General features: G+C 61.5%; 16 protein-coding genes. 11 read left to right on the top strand and 5 right to left on the bottom strand.

What is annotated here, in order from left to right; genetic code table 11:
* The first annotated feature begins 681 nt into the window (after nt 1-681).
* Nucleotides 682-2,697 carry a primosomal protein N' gene (locus HH213_RS10255; protein WP_169112189.1) on the top strand — a complete coding sequence of 672 codons (2,016 nt, stop codon included), beginning with the start codon at nt 682-684 and terminating at the stop codon, nt 2,695-2,697.
* 72 nt (nt 2,698-2,769) lie between these two features.
* On the opposite strand, the gene HH213_RS10250 is transcribed toward HH213_RS10255, so the two are convergent.
* A complete protein-coding gene (locus HH213_RS10250) occupies nt 2,770-3,654 on the bottom strand; it encodes an ArgP/LysG family DNA-binding transcriptional regulator (RefSeq protein ID WP_110845871.1) in 885 nt (294 codons plus the stop codon).
* Between the two features lie 97 nt (nt 3,655-3,751).
* Here HH213_RS10250 and HH213_RS10245 point away from each other — a divergent pair, with 97 nt between their 5' ends.
* Both HH213_RS10245 and HH213_RS10240 read left to right on the top strand, forming a co-directional pair.
* Nucleotides 3,752-5,194, top strand: coding sequence for a dihydrolipoyl dehydrogenase (locus HH213_RS10245; protein WP_169112188.1), 1,443 nt, complete (start codon nt 3,752-3,754; stop codon nt 5,192-5,194).
* Between the two features lie 90 nt (nt 5,195-5,284).
* Nucleotides 5,285-6,418, top strand: a complete 1,134-nt coding sequence (locus tag HH213_RS10240) for an HD-GYP domain-containing protein (protein ID WP_229263384.1) — start codon at nt 5,285-5,287, stop codon at nt 6,416-6,418.
* A gap of 9 nt (nt 6,419-6,427) precedes the next feature.
* Here HH213_RS10240 and HH213_RS10235 read toward each other — a convergent pair whose 3' ends face one another.
* Nucleotides 6,428-6,910 carry an SRPBCC family protein gene (locus tag HH213_RS10235; protein ID WP_110845869.1) on the bottom strand — a complete coding sequence of 161 codons (483 nt, stop codon included), beginning with the start codon at nt 6,908-6,910 and terminating at the stop codon, nt 6,428-6,430.
* 144 nt (nt 6,911-7,054) lie between these two features.
* Here HH213_RS10235 and HH213_RS10230 point away from each other — a divergent pair, with 144 nt between their 5' ends.
* The 4 genes from HH213_RS10230 to HH213_RS10215 all read left to right on the top strand — a co-directional run bounded on the left by HH213_RS10230 (nt 7,055) and on the right by HH213_RS10215 (nt 9,947).
* Nucleotides 7,055-9,133, top strand: a complete 2,079-nt coding sequence (locus HH213_RS10230; RefSeq protein WP_169112187.1) for a UvrD-helicase domain-containing protein — start codon at nt 7,055-7,057, stop codon at nt 9,131-9,133.
* Complete coding sequence (locus tag HH213_RS10225; RefSeq protein ID WP_161055165.1) at nt 9,130-9,336, top strand: SlyX family protein; 207 nt, start codon at nt 9,130-9,132, stop codon at nt 9,334-9,336. The genes HH213_RS10230 and HH213_RS10225 overlap by 4 nt, the downstream gene beginning before the upstream one ends.
* A gap of 69 nt (nt 9,337-9,405) precedes the next feature.
* A complete protein-coding gene (locus HH213_RS10220) occupies nt 9,406-9,687 on the top strand; it encodes a type II toxin-antitoxin system RelE/ParE family toxin (RefSeq protein WP_229263383.1) in 282 nt (93 codons plus the stop codon).
* Entirely contained in the window at nt 9,687-9,947 is a 261-nt protein-coding gene (locus tag HH213_RS10215) for a HigA family addiction module antitoxin (RefSeq protein WP_169112186.1), read from the top strand. Before HH213_RS10220 ends, HH213_RS10215 begins: the two co-directional genes overlap by 1 nt.
* On the opposite strand, the gene HH213_RS10210 is transcribed toward HH213_RS10215, so the two are convergent.
* Complete coding sequence (locus HH213_RS10210) at nt 9,944-10,411, bottom strand: heme-degrading domain-containing protein (protein WP_169112185.1); 468 nt, start codon at nt 10,409-10,411, stop codon at nt 9,944-9,946. The two genes, HH213_RS10215 and HH213_RS10210, sit on opposite strands and share 4 nt — an antisense overlap.
* 124 nt (nt 10,412-10,535) lie before the next feature.
* On the opposite strand from HH213_RS10210, the gene HH213_RS10205 reads away from it, so the two are divergent.
* The gene (locus HH213_RS10205) at nt 10,536-11,666 is read left to right on the top strand and encodes a GGDEF domain-containing protein (protein ID WP_229263382.1); all 1,131 of its coding nucleotides are present in this window, start codon (nt 10,536-10,538) and stop codon (nt 11,664-11,666) included.
* Between the two features lie 6 nt (nt 11,667-11,672).
* Here HH213_RS10205 and HH213_RS10200 read toward each other — a convergent pair whose 3' ends face one another.
* Both HH213_RS10200 and HH213_RS10195 read right to left on the bottom strand, forming a co-directional pair.
* A complete protein-coding gene (locus HH213_RS10200; RefSeq protein WP_169112184.1) occupies nt 11,673-12,431 on the bottom strand; it encodes a M48 family metalloprotease in 759 nt (252 codons plus the stop codon).
* A 126-nt stretch (nt 12,432-12,557) separates the two neighbouring features.
* Complete coding sequence (locus HH213_RS10195; protein WP_169112183.1) at nt 12,558-13,748, bottom strand: TonB family protein; 1,191 nt, start codon at nt 13,746-13,748, stop codon at nt 12,558-12,560.
* A 131-nt stretch (nt 13,749-13,879) separates the two neighbouring features.
* On the opposite strand from HH213_RS10195, the gene HH213_RS10190 reads away from it, so the two are divergent.
* From HH213_RS10190 to HH213_RS10180, 3 genes are all read left to right on the top strand, one after another.
* Nucleotides 13,880-14,326 carry an SRPBCC family protein gene (locus HH213_RS10190; protein WP_169112182.1) on the top strand — a complete coding sequence of 149 codons (447 nt, stop codon included), beginning with the start codon at nt 13,880-13,882 and terminating at the stop codon, nt 14,324-14,326.
* A gap of 90 nt (nt 14,327-14,416) precedes the next feature.
* Entirely contained in the window at nt 14,417-14,980 is a 564-nt protein-coding gene (locus tag HH213_RS10185; RefSeq protein WP_110846651.1) for a TMEM175 family protein, read from the top strand.
* Nucleotides 14,981-15,247: 267 nt separating this feature from the next.
* Nucleotides 15,248-17,374: a M3 family metallopeptidase gene (locus HH213_RS10180; protein ID WP_229263381.1), complete on the top strand. Its 2,127-nt coding sequence runs from the start codon at nt 15,248-15,250 to the stop codon at nt 17,372-17,374.
* Nucleotides 17,375-17,387 lie beyond the last annotated feature (13 nt).

The following is a 17,387-nucleotide window of genomic DNA, read 5'->3' as shown; positions in this document are numbered from 1 at the left end:
TGCGCGCGCGCTCTGACTAGACCGACTTATGCACAATTTTTTTTGCTGCGGAAATAATAGGCAGTGCTTTTTGGCTAGCCCTTGATGATGAGTTAACTCATTGATTTAAAGCGATAAAATTTGTGGTGCAGACGGCAATGTTTAGCAAGCCGTAAACACTGTGGCTAAGCTTCAAGTAGTTTATTTCTTCATTTTCCACAAAGTTATCCACAAAAACTGTGGACAAGAAATAAAATGACTTAGTAAACCGTGACTTAGCCATAATATTGCTGTTTGACCTGAGATTCATGTTGCGTTGCACGATTTTTAGGCAAAAATGACACCCTTGCCAAGCTTGTTATCAAGCCGCAAAGCTTGGTGTGAGCATAAGGATAAAATTTGGCGGATTGGTGCACTGCGAAGTGCCGAAACGGTGCAAAAAAGTGCTTGATTTCCCCGAAAAAAAGCTCCTAAATACTTCACTTATGCACAGCTGGCCGTTTCCGACGGCGAATTTCTGCTCCCTAGGAAGCATTTTCCAAGTCATTGATTTTAAAGAGATAAAATTTTGATTTTTTACCCGGTTTTGGAAGATGCCAACTTGAATGTCAGTGCTTTCCGGGGATTAAGATTCCATTGTCCACAAAGTTATCCACAGAAACTGTGGATACATACAGCATCGATATTTTTGCAAGGTGCAGCATGAATAATCCACGCCCTTGCTACCTGCAAATCGCTATTGATACGCCGCTCAACGCGGTGTTTGACTACCGCTGGCAGTGCGATCCGGCCGAGCGGCCCCAGGTGGGTCAGCTGGCGCTGGTGTCCTTCGCGCGGCGCGAGGTGGTGGGCCTGATCGTCGGTGTGGTCGATGAGACCGATGTGCCTGTGGAAAAGTTGAAGGATGCGCTGGCCGTGCGCACCCAGCTGGCGCCGTTGTCGGCCCAATGGCTGGCGCTGGCCGGCTTTGCCGCCGATTATTACCAGCGGCCGCTGGGCGAGGTCGCGCTGCCCGGCCTGCCCAAGAACCTGCGCGTGCTGACCACGGTGGCGCTGGACCGGGCGTTGAAGAAGCTGGCCAAGCTGGAGACCCCACACGATCCCACGCCGTCCAACATGCCGGTGCTCAATCCGCAGCAGCAGCTCGCCGCCGACGCCATCGGTGGCGCCCAGGGCTTCAAGCCGACCCTGCTGTACGGCGTGACCGGCAGCGGCAAGACCGAGGTCTACCTGCAAGCCTGCGCGCAAGTGCTGGCACGCGAGCCGGACGGCCAGATCCTGATCCTGGTGCCCGAAATCAACCTGACGCCCCAGCTGGAAGGCAATATCCGCGCGCGCTTCCCCGGCGTGATGCTGGCCACGCTGCACAGCAGCCTGTCCGAGGGCGAACGCATGCTGCACTGGCTGGCGGCGCACCAAGGCAAGGCGCGCATCGTGCTGGGCACGCGGCTGGCGATTTTGTCGTCGCTGCCGCACCTGAAGCTGATCGTCATCGACGAGGAACACGATCCGTCATATAAGCAGCAGGAAGGCTTGCGCTATTCGGCGCGCGACCTGGCCGTATGGAGGGCCTGGCAGTTGCAGATCCCGATTGTGCTGGGTTCGGCCACGCCATCGCTGGAAAGCTGGCACCACGCGCAGTCCGGCCGCTATCGCAAGCTGGAGCTGCGCGAACGGGCGGTGCAGAATGCCGTGCTGCCGACCGTCAAGCTGATCGACATGGAGCGCGACAAGCCGAACGACGGCCTGACTTCGCACCTGGTGGCGGCCATCAGGCAGCGGCTTGAGCGCGGCGAGCAGTCGCTGCTGTTCCTCAACCGCCGTGGCTATGCGCCGGTGATCTGCTGCGAATCGTGCGGCTGGATCAGCGAATGCACGCGCTGCACCTCGTTCATGGTGCTGCATCGTCCCGAGCATCGCCTGCGCTGCCACCATTGCAGCCTGGAGCTGCGCATTCCGCGCCATTGCCCGACCTGCGGCAATATCGACATCCAGCCGCTGGGACGCGGCACGCAGCGCGTGGAGGAGGGTTTGCAGGCGCTGTTCCCCGATGCGCGCATCCTGCGCATCGACGCCGATTCCACCCGCAAGAAGGGCAGCGCGCAGGAAGCCTTCGATACCGTGCATCGCGGCGAGGTGGATATCCTGGTCGGCACGCAGATGGTCGCCAAGGGGCATGACTTCAAGCGCCTGACGCTGGTGGGCATCATGAATCCGGATACGGCACTGTTTTCGCAGGACTACCGCGCCAGTGAACGGCTGTTTGCGCAGCTGATGCAGGTATCCGGCCGCGCCGGACGGGCTGGCATTCCGAGCGAGGTGCTGATCCAGACCCGTTATCCGCAGCATCCGTTGTACGGCGCGGTGGTGCACCACGATTACGACCACTTCGCCTCGGCCTTGCTGGAGGAGCGCGAGCAGGCGGCGTTGCCGCCGTATCTGTTTCAGGCGCTGCTGCGGGCCGAGGCGCGCGAACTGGCCACGGCGATCGAGTTCCTGACCATGGCGCGCGATTGCATGCAGCATCCGGGTATCACCATCAACGATCCGATTCCGATGACCATGACGCGGGTGCACAACGTGGACCGCGCGCAGTTGCTGGTCGAGTCGCCGTCACGGCCGGCGCTGCAAGCCTTCCTCAAAGAGTGGATGCTGACCCTGCGCGAGATGAAAAGCCGCGTGAAGTGGTCGCTGGAAGTCGACCCGCTGGATATTTGACGTCGCACCGGCGGACGCCGGTGTCCATGGAACGCACGCTCAGTATGGGCGCCGGCTTTCGCCGGCGCGACGCTAAAGCAGATAGCGCCGGGCGGTTGCCACGATCTGTTCGGACAGCGCGCGGGTGAAGGGCGTGTCCAGGTTCCACGCGTGCCAGTGCAGCGGTACGTCGACCACCTGGCCGGGCGCCAGATCGACCAGCCGCTCGTCGGCCAGCGCCGCCGACACCTGTTGCAGCGGCAGCAGGCCATACGCCAGGCCGCCGAACACACATTCGGTGCTGGCCGCCGACAGCGGCAGCGTGTGATGCGGATACGCGCCGCGCCACTCCAGCACCTGCTGCAGGAAGCCGCCCATCATGTCGCGGTCGCACACCACCGCTGGCGCCAGCTGCACCGCATCGGTGATAAACCCGTCGCCGAACCAGTGATTGGCAAACGCCTTGGTGGCCACGCAGACATAGCGCATGGTGCCCAGCGGCGTCACTTGCGGGCCGTTGGCCTGCGGCTCGGCCGCGCCGGCCGCGACGCAGCCGAATACGCTGCCTTCGCGCACCAGATGCAGCGCCAGTTCCGGCGTTGCCACCTGCACATTCAGTTGGCAGCGCGGCGGCGACAGCAGCGGCTGCAAACTCAGCGGGAACCATGTCGCCAGGCTGGCCGCGTCCACCGCCAGCGCGATTTCCGGCATGCTGACCTGGTTGCCCAGGTCGATATCCAGCGACGCTTCCATCAGCTTGACGTTGCGGTGATGGGACACCAGCCGCTGGCCCAGTCCGGTCGGCACGGCCGGCTGCCCGCGCACGATCAGCAGGCGGCCAGCAGCATCCTCCAGCGCCTTGATGCGCTGGGACACGGCCGATTGGCTGATGCCGAGCGCCAGCGCGGCCTTCTCAAAGCTGCCCTGGCTGACCACCGCATCCAGCACGGCCAGCGCCCGATAGTCCAGATTGTCCATAAGTCAAGCTTATAAAATTTGAAAACGATAAGCCATACTAATACTGTTTTGCTTTGAAGTAAAACACGATTGGCAGTTGGGAGTAGACTTGTGGCATATGAAAACCTTACGCACTGAAGTCGCCGTCATCGGCGCAGGCACGGCCGGCATGACCGGCTATCGCGCCGCCAAGGCTGGCGGCAAGCAGGCGCTGTTGATCGAAAGCAACGTCTATGGCACAACGTGCGCGCGGGTCGGCTGCATGCCCAGCAAGCTGCTGATTTCGGCTGCCGATGCGGCCCACATGCTGCATGCCGCCGCCGATTTCGGCGTGCATGCCGGCGAGGTGAGCATCGACGGCAAGGCGGTGATGGCGCGCGTGCGCAGCGAACGCGACCGCTTTGTCGGCTTCGTGGTCGAGAGCGTGGACGCTTACCCGGCCGAAGACAAGCTGCACGGCCACGCCCGCTTCCTCAGCCCGACCCAGCTGCAAATCGACGACCACACGCTGGTGGAGGCGGAACGTTTCGTCATCGCCACCGGCTCCACTCCCATCGTGCCGGACGAGTGGCGCGCGGCTGGCCCGCGCGTGATCCATAGCGACGCCGTGTTCGACTGGGAAGACCTGCCGGCATCGGTGGCGGTGGCCGGCACTGGCGTGATCGGACTGGAGCTGGGGCAGTCGCTGCATCGCCTCGGCGTGCGCGTGACCATCTTCGGCCGCGGCGGCAGTGTCGCCCAACTGAGCGACCCGGCAGTGCTGGACGTCGCCCGTAGCGCCATGCTCGACGAGCTGGACGTGCGCTTCAAGACGCGCGTGGTCAAGGTGGAGCCGCATGGCGACGGCCTGGCGATCACTAGCGAAGATACCAATGGCGATCAGCAGACCGAGCATTTCGACTACCTGCTGTCGGCCGTCGGCCGCCGGCCGAATGTGCATCAGCTGGGACTGGAGAACACCGGCTTGCAGCGCGACCATCACGGCATACCCCTGTTTAATCCACAAACGATGCAATGCGGCGACAGCGCCATCTTCATCGCCGGCGACGCCAACAACGACCGGCCGCAGCTGCCGGAAGCGGCCGACCATGGCCGCATCGCCGGCGAAAACGCGGCGCGCTATCCGGACGTCCAACCCGGCCTGCGCCGCACGCCGCTGGCGATTTCGTTCACCGAGCCGCAGATCGCCACCATGGGCGCCAGGTATAGCCAGCTGTGCATCACGCATCCCGGCCGCTTTGCCGTCGGCAAGGTGTCGTTCGAGAACCAGGGCCGCAGCCGCGTGATGTTGCAAAACAAGGGCATGCTGCGCGTGTATGCGGAATACCAGAGCGGCCGCTTCCTCGGCGCCGAGATGATCGGTCCGCGCGCGGAAAACATCGGCCATCTGCTGGCGTGGGCGGTGCAGGCCGGGCTGACGGTGGACGCCATGCTGGACATGCCGTTCTACCATCCGGTGGTGGAGGAAGGCGTGCGCACCGCCTTGCGCGACCTGGCGCACCACCTGAAAAATGCTCCTGTGCATGATTGTCCTTGCGTCGACTGCACACCAGGGCCGTGATTGTTATTGTTAAATCAAAGATACAAAAATTTTACACACTGGCGTCTGAAAAGCCGTATGCTGTTGCGTCGATAGCATCTTTATCATGCAATGAACATACGCAAAGTCACAGCGGCCGATTTGAAACTGGGCATGCTGCTGCCGTGGGACGTCTACGGTGAAAATGGCGCTTTGCTGGTTCGCAAAGGACATATGATCGCCAGTGCCAACCAGATCGCGTATCTGGTGGAGCGTGGCGTTTTTGAGGATGGCGTGCCGCCGGAAGCCGCTTCCGAACCGCCTTCCGTGCTGCGCAAACTCAACGCAGCCTGCCTGGAATTGCACGCGCTGCTGCAAGCCGCGTCGCAGGGCCGGGCGCCGGCCGATTTCCGCCGCAGGCTGGACGATATCGCCGCGCTGGTGCATGGCGCCGTCGAGCTGAACGTTGATATCGCCACCGCCGCCGTGCTGCACAACCAGCAGGCGGCGTCGTATGCGGCGCGCCACAGCGTCAACACGGCGGTGATTGCGGTCTTGCTGGCGCGCGCCCGCCAGCGTTCACGCAACGATGTCATGACGGTCACGCTGGCCGCGCTGACCATGAATACAGGCATGCTGGAGCATCACCAGCGCTGGCATGACAGCAGCGCCGTGCTGGATGAGGCCGACCGTGCCCGCATGCTGGCCCATCCGGCGCTGAGCGTGCAGCTGCTGCGCGCCGCCGGCGTCAACGATGAAGCCTGGCTGGACTGCGTGCTGCACCATCACGAAAATGAAGACGGCACGGGCTATCCGCACGGCAAGGTCGGCGCGCAGATTCCGCTGTTGTCCAAGCTGGTGGCGCTGGCCGACCGTTATTGCGCCCGCGTGTCCGAGCGCAGCTACCGTCCGGTGATGACGGCCAACGGCGCCTTGCGCGACATGCTGCTGGAAGCGCGCACCACGCTGGACACCAACCTGGTGTCGCTGGTGATACGCGAACTGGGCATTTATCCGATCGGCACCTATGTGCGGCTGATTAACGGCGAGACCGGCGTGGTGGCGCGGCGCGGTCTGCAATCGACCACGCCGCATGTGGAGTCGGTGCTCGGTCCGCGCGGCGCGCCGCTGGAGGTGTTTCTCCAGCGCGATACGCGCAACGAACTGCATACCATCAGGGAAGTATTGACCAACGCCCAGGTGGCGGCGCTGGATGCCCCGCCGCTGCGCATGGCGCAGGTGTGGGGCCGCGCCGCGCTGGACTAAGTTGAACGACTAGTTCAGCGTCGCGTCCAGCCGGCCTTCCTGCGCCAGCTCGCGCATCATGCCGATGGTGTCGATGTCCGACTCCACGTAGGCCGAACGGCGGAACTCATCGTACATGGCGTTGGCCTGGTCGGTCGCTTCGTCGTGGCTGTCCTCGTACTGGAAGCGCACGAACAGCGCGTTTTCGCTCGGCGTTTCGATCGTCATGATCAGGCTGGATTCGGCGATATCCTGCTGCGCCGCCACGCGGTAGCGCACCTGGCGCATCGGTTCCAGCTCGACGCGGTCTTCCACCACCAGCTCGCCGTAGCGCAGACGGCGGCGGAAGCCGGACTCGGTACGCTGATCGATGATGGCTTCGTCCAGATGCGGCACAAACAGTTTCGGCGACTCGGCACGCAGCACCAGGCCGGCCCAGACTTGCTTGACGGTCAGCGCATCGATCAGCGGATTGAGTGGGTCGTTGACTTCGATTAAGTGTTCAAATTTCATGATTGCAACCAATATAAGGTGAGGCGGAGGCCCGATTCCCGCATGGTAGCGTATTGTCAGCCACGCTACCTGCGGCATATCAGTGGCGGCCGCTTGGACTGTTACAATGTGGGGTTGCTTTTCCGTTTTCCTAGCCCCCATCCGATGTCCACCCAAGTCCCCGTTTTCGGCCTCAATTTGCCCCAGAGCCAGGCTGTCACCTATCTGGACGGTCCCTGCCTGGTGCTGGCGGGCGCCGGCTCGGGCAAGACGCGCGTGATCACGCAGAAGATCGCCCACCTGATCGAGGACCGCGGCTACGACCCGCGCACCATCGCTGCGCTGACCTTCACCAACAAGGCGGCGCTGGAGATGCAGGAACGGATCGCCAAGCTGCTCAAGCAGCCCAAGCAGGCCAAGCAGCTGACGGTGTCGACCTTCCACTCGCTGGGCGTGAAGATCTTGCGGCAGGAAGCCAATGGCGTCGGCCTCAAGGACCGTTTCTCGATCATGGACGCCGACGATTGCGGTTCGCTGATCCAGGATCTGGCCATCACCACCGACAAGCAGGTGGTGCGGCGCATTCAGACCGACATCTCGCTGTGGAAAAACGGCCTGGTCGATCCGATCATCGCGCTGAACCAGGCCAAGGATGAGGACGAGGCGCAGTCGGCGCGCGTCTACGCCAGCTATGTGGCGACGCTGTCGGCCTACCAGGCGGTGGATTTCGACGACCTGATCCGCCTGCCGGTGGAACTATTCCGCAACAACGACCCGGTGCGCGACAAGTGGCAGCGCCGCCTGCGCTACCTGCTGATGGACGAGTACCAGGACACCAACACCTGCCAGTACGAGCTGGTCAAGCTGATGGTGACCGGCGTCGGCAAGAAGCCGATGTTTACCGCCGTGGGCGACGACGACCAAGCCATTTATGCCTGGCGCGGCGCCTCGGTGGAAAACCTGAAGACGCTGCAAACCGACTTCCCCGACCTGGCGGTGATCAAGCTAGAGCAGAATTACCGCTCCACCACCCGCATCCTGCAGGCGGCCAATGCGGTGATCGGCAACAATCCCAAGCTGTTCGAGAAATCGCTGTGGTCCGAGCACGGCCTGGGCGAGCCGATCCAGGTGATGGCGATGCCGAACGACGATACCGAAGCCGAGCAGGTGGCGATCATGATTTCGGCCGACCACTTCCAGCGCAAGAACAAGTGGACCGACTACGCCATCCTGTATCGCGGCAACCACCAGGCGCGCATCATCGAGCAGGCGCTGCGCAAGGAGCGGATTCCGTACACCATCTCCGGCGGCCAGTCGTTCTTCGACAAGGCCGAGATCAAGGACATCATCAGCTACCTGCGGCTGCTGGCCAATACCGACGACGATCCGGCCTTCATCCGCGCGGTGACCACGCCGCGCCGTGGCGTCGGCCAGTCGACCATGGAAACGCTGGGTACCTTCTCTGGCCAGTGGCAATGTTCGCTGTTCGAGGCGGTGTTCAAGGGCGGCATCGAAGGCTTGCTGAATGACCGCCAACTGAATCCGTTGCGCGACTTCTGCAACTTCATCAACAACCTGGAATCGCGCGCCAGCCGTCCCGGCCCGTCGGGCAGTGGCGACAACGCGGCGCAGGTGCTGGATGATCTTCTGGAGGCGATTAATTATGAAAACTATTTATACGATATGTTCGACGAGCGCGCGGCCCAGAGCAAGTGGCAGAACGTGCTGGAATTCGTCAACTGGCTGAAGGACCGGGGCCGCGGCGGCAAGGACCGCGACGGCGAAGAGAAAAACGTGCTGGAACTGACGCAGATGGTGGCGCTGATGTCGATGCTGGAAGGCCAGGACGAAGACCCGGATGCGGTGCGCATGTCGACGCTGCACGCGTCGAAGGGGCTGGAATATCCGCACGTGTTTCTGGTCGGCGTGGAAGAAGGCATCCTGCCGCACAAGGGCGACCCCGACGCGCCGGCCGAGTCGATCGCCGCGCGGGTGCAGGAAGAACGGCGCCTGATGTATGTGGGGATTACGCGCGCGCAGCGCACGCTGAAAGTCACGTGGTGCAAAAAACGCAAACGCGCGGGGGAGCAGGTGCACTGCGACCCGTCGCGCTTTATCAAAGAAATGAAGTTGGATGAGGGCACTGCTGTGCCGCTGGAATCCGAAGTGATCACGCCCAAGGAACGCCTGGCGCGCATGAAGGAACTGCTGGCCACGCCCAAACCTGACAAGGAACAACCATGAACACCGAAGACCGCTTCATCAATATCGAAATCAAGCTGGCGTACGCCGAAGACATGGTGGACTCGCTCAACGACCGCATCCACGAACAGCAAAAGCAGATCGACAAGCTGGAGCAGCTATGCGCCTCGCTGGCGCAACACGTGCGCAACGCTTCCCAAAGCAGCGGCGGCCAACTCCCCCACGAGCGCCCGCCGCACTATTGATCATCTGCGCCAGCGCAAACGCGCGGCGCTTGCGAACCGCTAGATTGAAGCTTAATCTACGCGGAGTGCATGGTGATTACCTCCTTCAAGCACAAGGGGCTGTACCGGTTGTACGCTTATGGCGCTCACGCTGGCATACCTTGTGCCCATGCCGCGCGCATAGTCCGCATGTTGGATCGGCTGAACAGTTGCTGTGAACCGGCCGATATGGATTTACCCGGCTATAAGTTTCATCCTTTAAAAGGATCCCGTCAGGGGACATATAGCGTTCAGGTATCAGGAAACTGGCGTATTACATTTTGCTTTGCTAACGGCAATGCATTCAATGTCAGGCTGGAGGATTATCACTGATGAACACCTTACGAGACGCCAAAAGACGCCCTACTCATCCGGGCGCCATGCTGCGCGAAGACGTGTTGCCTGAGCTGAAGATATCGCCAGCGGCGTTTGCCGAACATCTTGGCATCAGCGTACAGAGTTTGCAGGAACTGCTACTGGAGCAGCGCCCGCTGACTGCTGACGTGGCCCAGCAGCTCGCCGTTTATCTTAAGACTTCTCCGGAAAGCTGGCTGCGCATGCAGCACGCCGTCGATAACTGGGTTACGGCTTAAGCCAGCACGGCGCGCAGCGCTTCGATGACCAAGGCGTGGTCTTCGGCCTGGCGCAGGCCGGAGACGGTGACGGTGCCGATGATGCCGGTGTCCTTGATGGTGATCGGGAATGCGCCGCCGTTGGCCGCGTGGTCTTCCGGATTCAGGTACTTGATGTCTTCAAACACCACGCCACGGTGCTTGTGGTCGATGCCGATGTAGAACGAGCAGCGGCCGAAGCGCGCCACCACATTGTTCTTGCGCCGTATCCAGTCAGCCTGGTCGGCCGATGCACCCTGCATCGCGTGATGGAACAGTACCTTGCCGTTGACGGTGATGTTGACCGTGATGCTCTTCTCGCGCGCCTTGGCGAGGTCTACAAGCTTCAAGCCCAGCGTCAGCGCGGTATCGCTGCTGAAGGCGGTAAATTGCAATTCCTTTTCCTGCTGCGTCAGCGTTTCCAGCAGTTCCGCATAGTTTTCCATTCGTCTTCCTGTTGTTAGGCCATGTAATTCCCGCAGTGTAGCGCAGCCGGGCTTGATATACTCCTTCCTTACGCCCTCACTTTTGCTCACCATGCACATCGATGTTGCCTCTTTGCTCATAGCCATGACGCTCAGCCTGCTGACCATGGCCGCCGCATTGCTGGCCGTGATGGGCAAGGTCAACCTGGCCGCGCGCCGGGCCCAGCTCGGCGTCGGCCTGCAGGCGCTGGGCTGGGTATTGCTGCTGTCGTCCGGGCTGGCGGCGGCGGGCGGCTGGGCCGACCGGCTGCTGTCGACGCTGGCGATGGCCGGCATCGCCGTCGGCCTGGCCTGCAGTGCCATCGCCTTCGACCTGTGGTGCGGCCGCGAGGCGGCGGCACGGGCGCCGATGGTGACGGCGCTGGTCATGACCGTGGGCTACTGCATCGGCTTCGACAACTACGCCTTTCGCGTCGGCTGGGCCAACGGCCTGTTGACGCTGCAACTGGCAATGGTGGCGGCGGCGCTGTGCCGCAAGCCGCAGGTGCCGGTCGGCCGCTGGCGCTGGTTGCTGCTGTTCTCGCTGCTGGTGCAAATGGCGGTGACCGCCGCGCGCGGCGTGCTGGGCACGTTCTATACCGATCAATTCCCCAACTTCTTTGCGCCACATCCGGCCAACCTGCTGTTTGCGCTGGCCGCCAATGTTACGGTGGTGATGTCGATGGTGGGCATTCTGCTGGCGCACCGCGACGAAGCTGCCCGCGAACTGGAGTGGCTGGCCAATACTGATGGCGTCACCGGCGCATTCAACCGCCGCGCCTGGATGCAGCAGGGGCACGTCATCCTGTCCGACAGCCACGCCCAGCAGCAGCCCTTGTGCCTGATGCTGGTGGACCTGGACTTTTTCAAGGACATCAACGACACCTACGGCCACGAAGCCGGCGACCGCGCACTCAAGCTGTTCGTGCAGGGCATGCACGCGGTGGGCGGCGAACGCAACTTGATCTGCCGCTACGGCGGCGAAGAATTCGCCGTGCTCAAGCGCGGCGCCGACCTGGCCGCCATCCGCGCCTACGACCAGCGCCTGCGTGTCTGGCTGGCGGAAGCGGGACCGCGCGAGCTGGGCGTGGCGCTGTGCTACAGCGCCGGCATCGCCGAAGTGCTGGATGGTCGCGATACGGTGGACGCCATGCTGCGCCGCGCCGATGCGCTGCTGTACAGCGCCAAGCTGCTGGGCCGCAACCGCACGCTGGATGAGCAGACGCTGGGCATGTGAGGGCGCTTAGCCATCTTTATCGATGCGTGACTGGATATGCTGCGCGCGATCGGGCGAGGAGGGGTGGGAGCTGAACATGCTGCGCTCGGAACCGTTGAGCGTGGCCAGCTTCTGGAACAGCGTCACCAGCCCCTGGCGCGACAGTTTTTCCTTATACAGAATGCCGTAGGACTGATCATCGGCGGCGGTTTCCTGGGTTTGCGAAAACTGCGCCTGGATAAATTTCTGTCCCAGGTCGCCGAGATCGGACTGGCTCAACGTCGCCGCCGTGGTGCCGGCGGCGCCAGCGGCCGAGCGCGCCGCTTGCAGGCTGTACGCTGTCTGCATCGACTTCTTGGAGTGACCGAGCAGCACATGGCCAATTTCGTGGCCGACCACGGCGCGAATTTCATCGTCGTTCATGATGTCCATCAAGCCGGCAAATACGCGGATGCAGCCGTTATCCATGGCAAACGCGTTGACCTCGGTGACGAGATAAACCTTCGCATCCAGCTGCTTGCCATTGAACTTGCGCATGTTCAGCGGCTTCAAGGCCGCCGCCAGACGCTTGGCGTACTTGCTGCCCGGCGCTGCGATTTTGTTCTGACTGTCGAGTTCCGCGCAGGATTTGTTGGCCAAATCCACCACCTCGGCATCGGTCAAGGTGGCCGCCTTGATCGCCAGGCTGGCCGAATTGGCGAACCCGCCCAGGTCGACGGGTTGTACCGCGTGGCAGGCCAGCGCGGAACACATCAGCAACGTGCCCACAGAATGTTTGATTCCCATGAATTAGACTCCTCAAGAATTAACTTCATCACCTCCGCAAGGAGGACGGTATTTCCATCAGGAATCATAGGGATTTGCTTGGCTTTTGCCTTACGAAAAGTCAACGGATGCCACGCTGGTGCAGCCTTAAAACTCGAAGCTGACGGCGTCGCCCGTGCTTGCCGGGACACCGAGACGCGCCGCCTTGCCGAGCCAGAATTCGCCTTCCTTGCGGTCCGCTGTGACCCGCACGCCTTGCGACAGCATTAGTCCTAGCTGACGCATTGACCGGGTGTTGCCGGCCATGGCGGCACGGCGCAGGTATTTGAATCCTTCAGTATCGCTTTGCGGTACGCCGGCGCCAGTGAAATACAGATTGGCCAGCGTGCCCTCCGCCATTTCCTGGCGCTGCTCGCTGGCCTTGACGAGCCACAGTGCCGCCTGAACTGGATCGTTGCCGTGCAGGTAAACCATCCCCATTCGGTAACAAGCTTCCGCGTTACCAGATTCGGCCGACTTGCGATACCAGACGGCCGACCGGGCGGCATCATGCGCCACCCCTTTGCCGTTGTCGTACAGTCGTCCCAGCGCTAGCTCGGCATCATGGTCGCCCTGCTCCGCGGCCTTGCTATACCAGAAAGCGGCCTGTGAAAGGTCTTGCCCGATGACGGCATTGCCGGATTCATAAAAGTCACCGAGGCGAACTTGGGCCAGTGCGTTGCCATGCTTGGCGGCGAGCTCGTACCATGCTATCGCTTGCTCCAGATCCTTGGCTAGAATCTGCCCGTAGTAATAGTTGGCCGCCATTTCGAATTCGGCCTCGGCGTAGCCAACCTGCGCCGAGGCGCGCAGCAATTTCAGGTAGCTATCGTTGTTGAACGGCACACCAGCACCGTCGCGAAAAATGCGTGCCAACTTGTACAGTGCGCCAGCGTCGCCGGCCAGTGCGGCGGCGCGGTATTTCTGCGCATCGGCCACCGTTTGCCTGGTGATTTCGTCGGTATCCAGCGTCCAGCGGTATTCCAGTTTGGTCCAGCCTCTGACGGCTAAGCCGTTGACGGTGGAAGGCTTGAACTTGCACCGCTGTATTCCCGCCATGGCGGCATCATCCAGCAACGTGGAGCCGCTGGATGACAGTAGCAAGGTATCGAGAATGTTACCGTCTTCGTCGATCAGGAATTTTAGCCGGACCGTGCCGGTTACTTCTGTACGCAGGGCTTCCTTGGGCCACTCAGGCTTGGAGCAGGTGCTGAAATCGACGAGCGCGACTGTTTTGAGGTCGGCGGCGCTAGCGGTGGAGATGGCAAGCAGCGAAAGTAAGAGGACCAGGGGGCGCATGAGTGACAAGATAGAGGGCAAGTCCTGAATATTATTAAGAAAAAGATAATCTGTCTATCTTGCCAGTGGATGTCGATTTCCTGTACCGTGGTTCGTCGTGCAGGCAGACACACTTTTTGAGGGAAATGACCATGACCACCAATACCGTACAACTGCACCGTGTGCTCAAAGCCAGCGCCGAGCGCGTCTACCGCGCCTTTCTCGATCCGGATGCGCTGGCCAAGTGGCTGCCGCCCCATGGCTTCATCGGCAAGGTGCATCAGCTGGACGCCAAGGTCGGCGGTGCGTATCGCATGTCGTTCACCAATTTCACCACTGGCGGCAGCCATTCGTTCGGCGGCGAATATCTGGAGCTGGTGCCGGGCGAAAAGCTGCGCTACACAGCGGTGTTCGACGATCCCAACCTGCCGGGCCAGATGCAAACCACCGTCACGCTGCGCGCGGTATTTTGCGGCGTCGACATGAAGGTGGTGCAGGAAGGCATTCCAGCGGTGATCCCGGTCGAGGCCTGCTACCTCGGCTGGCAGGAATCCCTGCAGCTGCTGGCGCAACTGACCGAGCCGGAAATTCGCGAATAAGCCGACGCGGTTGTCGCGGGCAGCGATTTGGACCACAATGCGTGGCGATCGCGTCCGTGACGTGGCAGGTTCTTACTTTTGGGAGATGTGGTGGGTAAAGGCAGGTTGGAAGCATTCAGCGATGGCGTGATCGCCATCATCATTACGATTATGGTGCTGGAGCTGAAGGTGCCGCATGGATCCGACTGGGCGGCGCTTGAGCCGCTGTGGCCGGTATTTCTCAGCTATGTACTGAGCTTTGTGTACGTCGGCATCTACTGGAACAACCATCACCACATGATCCACGCGGTGACCCGCACCACCGGCGGCGTGCTGTGGGCCAACCTGCACCTGCTGTTCTGGCTGTCGCTGGTGCCGTTTGTGACCAGCTGGATCGGCGAGCATCACTTTACGTCGGTGCCGCTGGCCTGCTATGGCTTTGTGCTGTTCATGTCCAGCACCGCGTACCTGATGCTGGCGCGCTGCCTGGAGACCCATAACGAAGTGCTGAAGGCGGCCATTGGCAGCGATTGGAAAGGCAAGATCTCCATGCTGCTCTATCTGGTCGGCATCGGCGCATCGTTCTTGTATCCGCTGGCCGGCTTCGCGGTGTACGTGCTGGTCGCCGGGGTCTGGTTCCTGCCGGACCGCCGCATCGAAGCGCACTTCAAATAACCCGGTTTGACGGCACCGGGCGGATGACGGACATGTCGCCTTGGCGATCTGCTGCGGCGGACTGCCGGCCGCCGCCTTTTCGTCATTTTCAACGGAAATTTCCTGACAGGCTGATCATTCTTCGGCGAACCGCGCCTTCGGCCAATCAAGTGCAGTGCAGCATCTTTTGCCGTGACGGCGGCTGTGTCGCGCTGCTATGATTTGGCGCTTAACGTGCTGCATTGTTACCGTGTCAGCATTTTCTCTGGCGTTTTTTGAAAGAAGAATATGTCCCGTCCTCAAATGCTTGTCGTCGCGGCCGCTCTTGGCCTGGCTTTTTCCCAGACTGTGCTGGCAGCTCCGGCCGCCTTGGCTGGCAATCCGCTGGCCACCGCCAGCACCTTGCCATTCCACTACCCGCAGTTTGACAAGATCAAGGACGAGCACTTCATCCCGGCCTTCAACGAAGGCATGCGCCAGCAACTGAAGGAAGTCGACGCCATCGCCAACAACAAGGCCGCGCCGAGCTTCGACAACACCATCGTGGCCATGGAAAAATCCGGCGCGCTGCTGACCCGCGTGCAAACCATCTTCGGCAATCTGCAAGGCGCCAATACCAACGACAAGCTGGATGCCATCGACAGCGAAATGTCGCCGAAACTGGCCGCCCATGCCGACGCCATCTACCTCAACGCCAAGCTGTATGCCCGCGTCAAAGCGCTGTACGACAAGCGCGCGACGCTGAAACTGGACGCGGAATCCGAGCACCTGCTGGAGCGCTACCACACTGACTTCGTGCGCGCCGGCGCAAACCTGTCGGCCGCCGACAAGGAAAAGCTGAAGGCCATCAACGGCACCATCGCCAAGCTGCAAACCACCTTCACTCAGAACGTACTGAAGGAAACCAACGCCTCCGGCCTGCTGGTCGACACGCGCGAAGAATTGGCCGGCATGAGCCCAGCCGCCATCGACGCCGCTGCCGCAGCCGCCAAGGCCAAAGGCCAGGACGGCAAATTCCTGGTCGCCGTGGTCAACACTTCTGGCCAGCCGCCGCTGGCGGAACTAACCAACCGCGCAGTGCGCGAAAAGCTGATGGCGCTGTCGCTGGCGCGCGGCAGCCATGGCGGTGAATTCGACAACCGCGACGTGGTGCTGAAAATCGCCAAGGCGCGCGCTGAAAAAGCCACGCTGCTGGGCTACGAAAACTTCGCCGCCTACTCGCTGGAAGACCAGACCGCGCACGACACCGCGTCGGTCAACAAGCTGCTGAGCGAGCTGGCCAAGCCGGCCGTCAACAACGCCAGGAAAGAAGCGGCCGACCTGCAAGCCGTGGTCGATGCCGACAAGGGCGGCTTCAAGATCGACGCTTCCGACTGGGCCTTCTACACCGACAAGGTGCGCGCGCAGCGTTTCGCCTTCGACGAGAATCAGTTGAAGCCTTACTTTGAATTGAACAATGTGCTGACCAACGGCGTGTTCTACGCCGCGAACAAGCTGTATGGCCTGTCGTTCAAGGAGCGCAAGGATCTGCCGGTGTACAACCCGGACGTGCGCGTGTTCGATGTGTTCGACGCCGATGGCAAGCAGTTGGCCATCTTCATCGCCGATATGTACGCCCGCTCCAACAAGCAAGGCGGCGCATGGATGAACGAGTACATCTCGCAATCGTCGCTGCTGGGCACCCACTCGGTAGTGGCTAATCACCTCAACATTCCGAAGCCACCGGCCGGCGAGCCGACGCTGCTGACCTATGATGAAGTGAAGACCGCCTTCCACGAATTCGGCCACGCGCTGCACGGCATGTTCTCCAACGTGAAGTACCCGCGCTTCTCCGGCACCAGCGTGCCGCGCGACTTCGTCGAGTATCCGTCGCAAGTGAACGAGATGTGGGCCGTGTGGCCAGAGGTGCTGTCCAACTACGCCAAGCATTACAAGACCGGTGAGCCGATGCCGAAAGAGCTGCTGGACAAGGTGCTGGCGTCGAAAAAATTCAACCAGGGCTTCCTGACCACGGAATATCTGTCGGCATCGTTGCTGGACCAGCGCTGGCACCAGCTGACCCCTGCGCAGATCCCGACCGACGTGCTGGCGTTTGAAGCGCAGTCGCTGAAAGACATGGGCGTCGACTTCGCGCCGGTGCCGCCACGCTACCGTACCACCTACTTCTCGCACAGTTTCTCTGGCGGCTACTCGGCTGGCTACTATGCCTACCTGTGGTCCGAAAAGCTGGATGCCGACACCGTCGAATGGTTCAAGGAAAACGGCGGCCTGCAACGCAAGAACGGCGACTGGTTCCGCGCCAAGCTGTTGTCGCGCGGCGGCACCGACGATGCGATGAATTTGTTCCGCAACTTCCGCGGCCGCGATCCAGTGATCGAGCCGCTGCTGGAACGTCGTGGCCTGAACGGTAAATAATTTTAGAGAGATT

The sequence above is a fragment of the Duganella dendranthematis genome (assembly GCF_012849375.1).
Taxonomy (GTDB): domain Bacteria; phylum Pseudomonadota; class Gammaproteobacteria; order Burkholderiales; family Burkholderiaceae_D; genus Rugamonas; species Rugamonas dendranthematis.
The sequence above is the reverse complement of the archived record's forward strand: the minus strand, read 5'-3'. Positions and strand labels throughout refer to the sequence as shown.

Bases quoted from the DNA above. Each gene is read 5' to 3' on its own strand.
- HH213_RS10200 (WP_169112184.1), bottom strand. From the start codon at position 12,431: ATGGGAATCAAACATTCTGTGGGCACGTTGCTGATGTGTTCCGCGCTG.
- HH213_RS10210 (WP_169112185.1), bottom strand. From the start codon at position 10,411: ATGGAAAACTATGCGGAACTGCTGGAAACGCTGACGCAGCAGGAAAAG.
- HH213_RS10245 (WP_169112188.1), top strand. From the start codon at position 3,752: ATGAAAACCTTACGCACTGAAGTCGCCGTCATCGGCGCAGGCACGGCC.
- HH213_RS10240 (WP_229263384.1), top strand. From the start codon at position 5,285: ATGAACATACGCAAAGTCACAGCGGCCGATTTGAAACTGGGCATGCTG.
- HH213_RS10180 (WP_229263381.1), top strand. From the start codon at position 15,248: ATGTCCCGTCCTCAAATGCTTGTCGTCGCGGCCGCTCTTGGCCTGGCT.
- HH213_RS10230 (WP_169112187.1), top strand. From the start codon at position 7,055: ATGTCCACCCAAGTCCCCGTTTTCGGCCTCAATTTGCCCCAGAGCCAG.
- HH213_RS10220 (WP_229263383.1), top strand. From the start codon at position 9,406: ATGGTGATTACCTCCTTCAAGCACAAGGGGCTGTACCGGTTGTACGCT.
- HH213_RS10195 (WP_169112183.1), bottom strand. From the start codon at position 13,748: ATGCGCCCCCTGGTCCTCTTACTTTCGCTGCTTGCCATCTCCACCGCT.
- HH213_RS10215 (WP_169112186.1), top strand. From the start codon at position 9,687: ATGAACACCTTACGAGACGCCAAAAGACGCCCTACTCATCCGGGCGCC.
- HH213_RS10225 (WP_161055165.1), top strand. From the start codon at position 9,130: ATGAACACCGAAGACCGCTTCATCAATATCGAAATCAAGCTGGCGTAC.
- HH213_RS10250 (WP_110845871.1), bottom strand. From the start codon at position 3,654: ATGGACAATCTGGACTATCGGGCGCTGGCCGTGCTGGATGCGGTGGTC.
- HH213_RS10255 (WP_169112189.1), top strand. From the start codon at position 682: ATGAATAATCCACGCCCTTGCTACCTGCAAATCGCTATTGATACGCCG.
- HH213_RS10190 (WP_169112182.1), top strand. From the start codon at position 13,880: ATGACCACCAATACCGTACAACTGCACCGTGTGCTCAAAGCCAGCGCC.
- HH213_RS10235 (WP_110845869.1), bottom strand. From the start codon at position 6,910: ATGAAATTTGAACACTTAATCGAAGTCAACGACCCACTCAATCCGCTG.
- HH213_RS10205 (WP_229263382.1), top strand. From the start codon at position 10,536: ATGACGCTCAGCCTGCTGACCATGGCCGCCGCATTGCTGGCCGTGATG.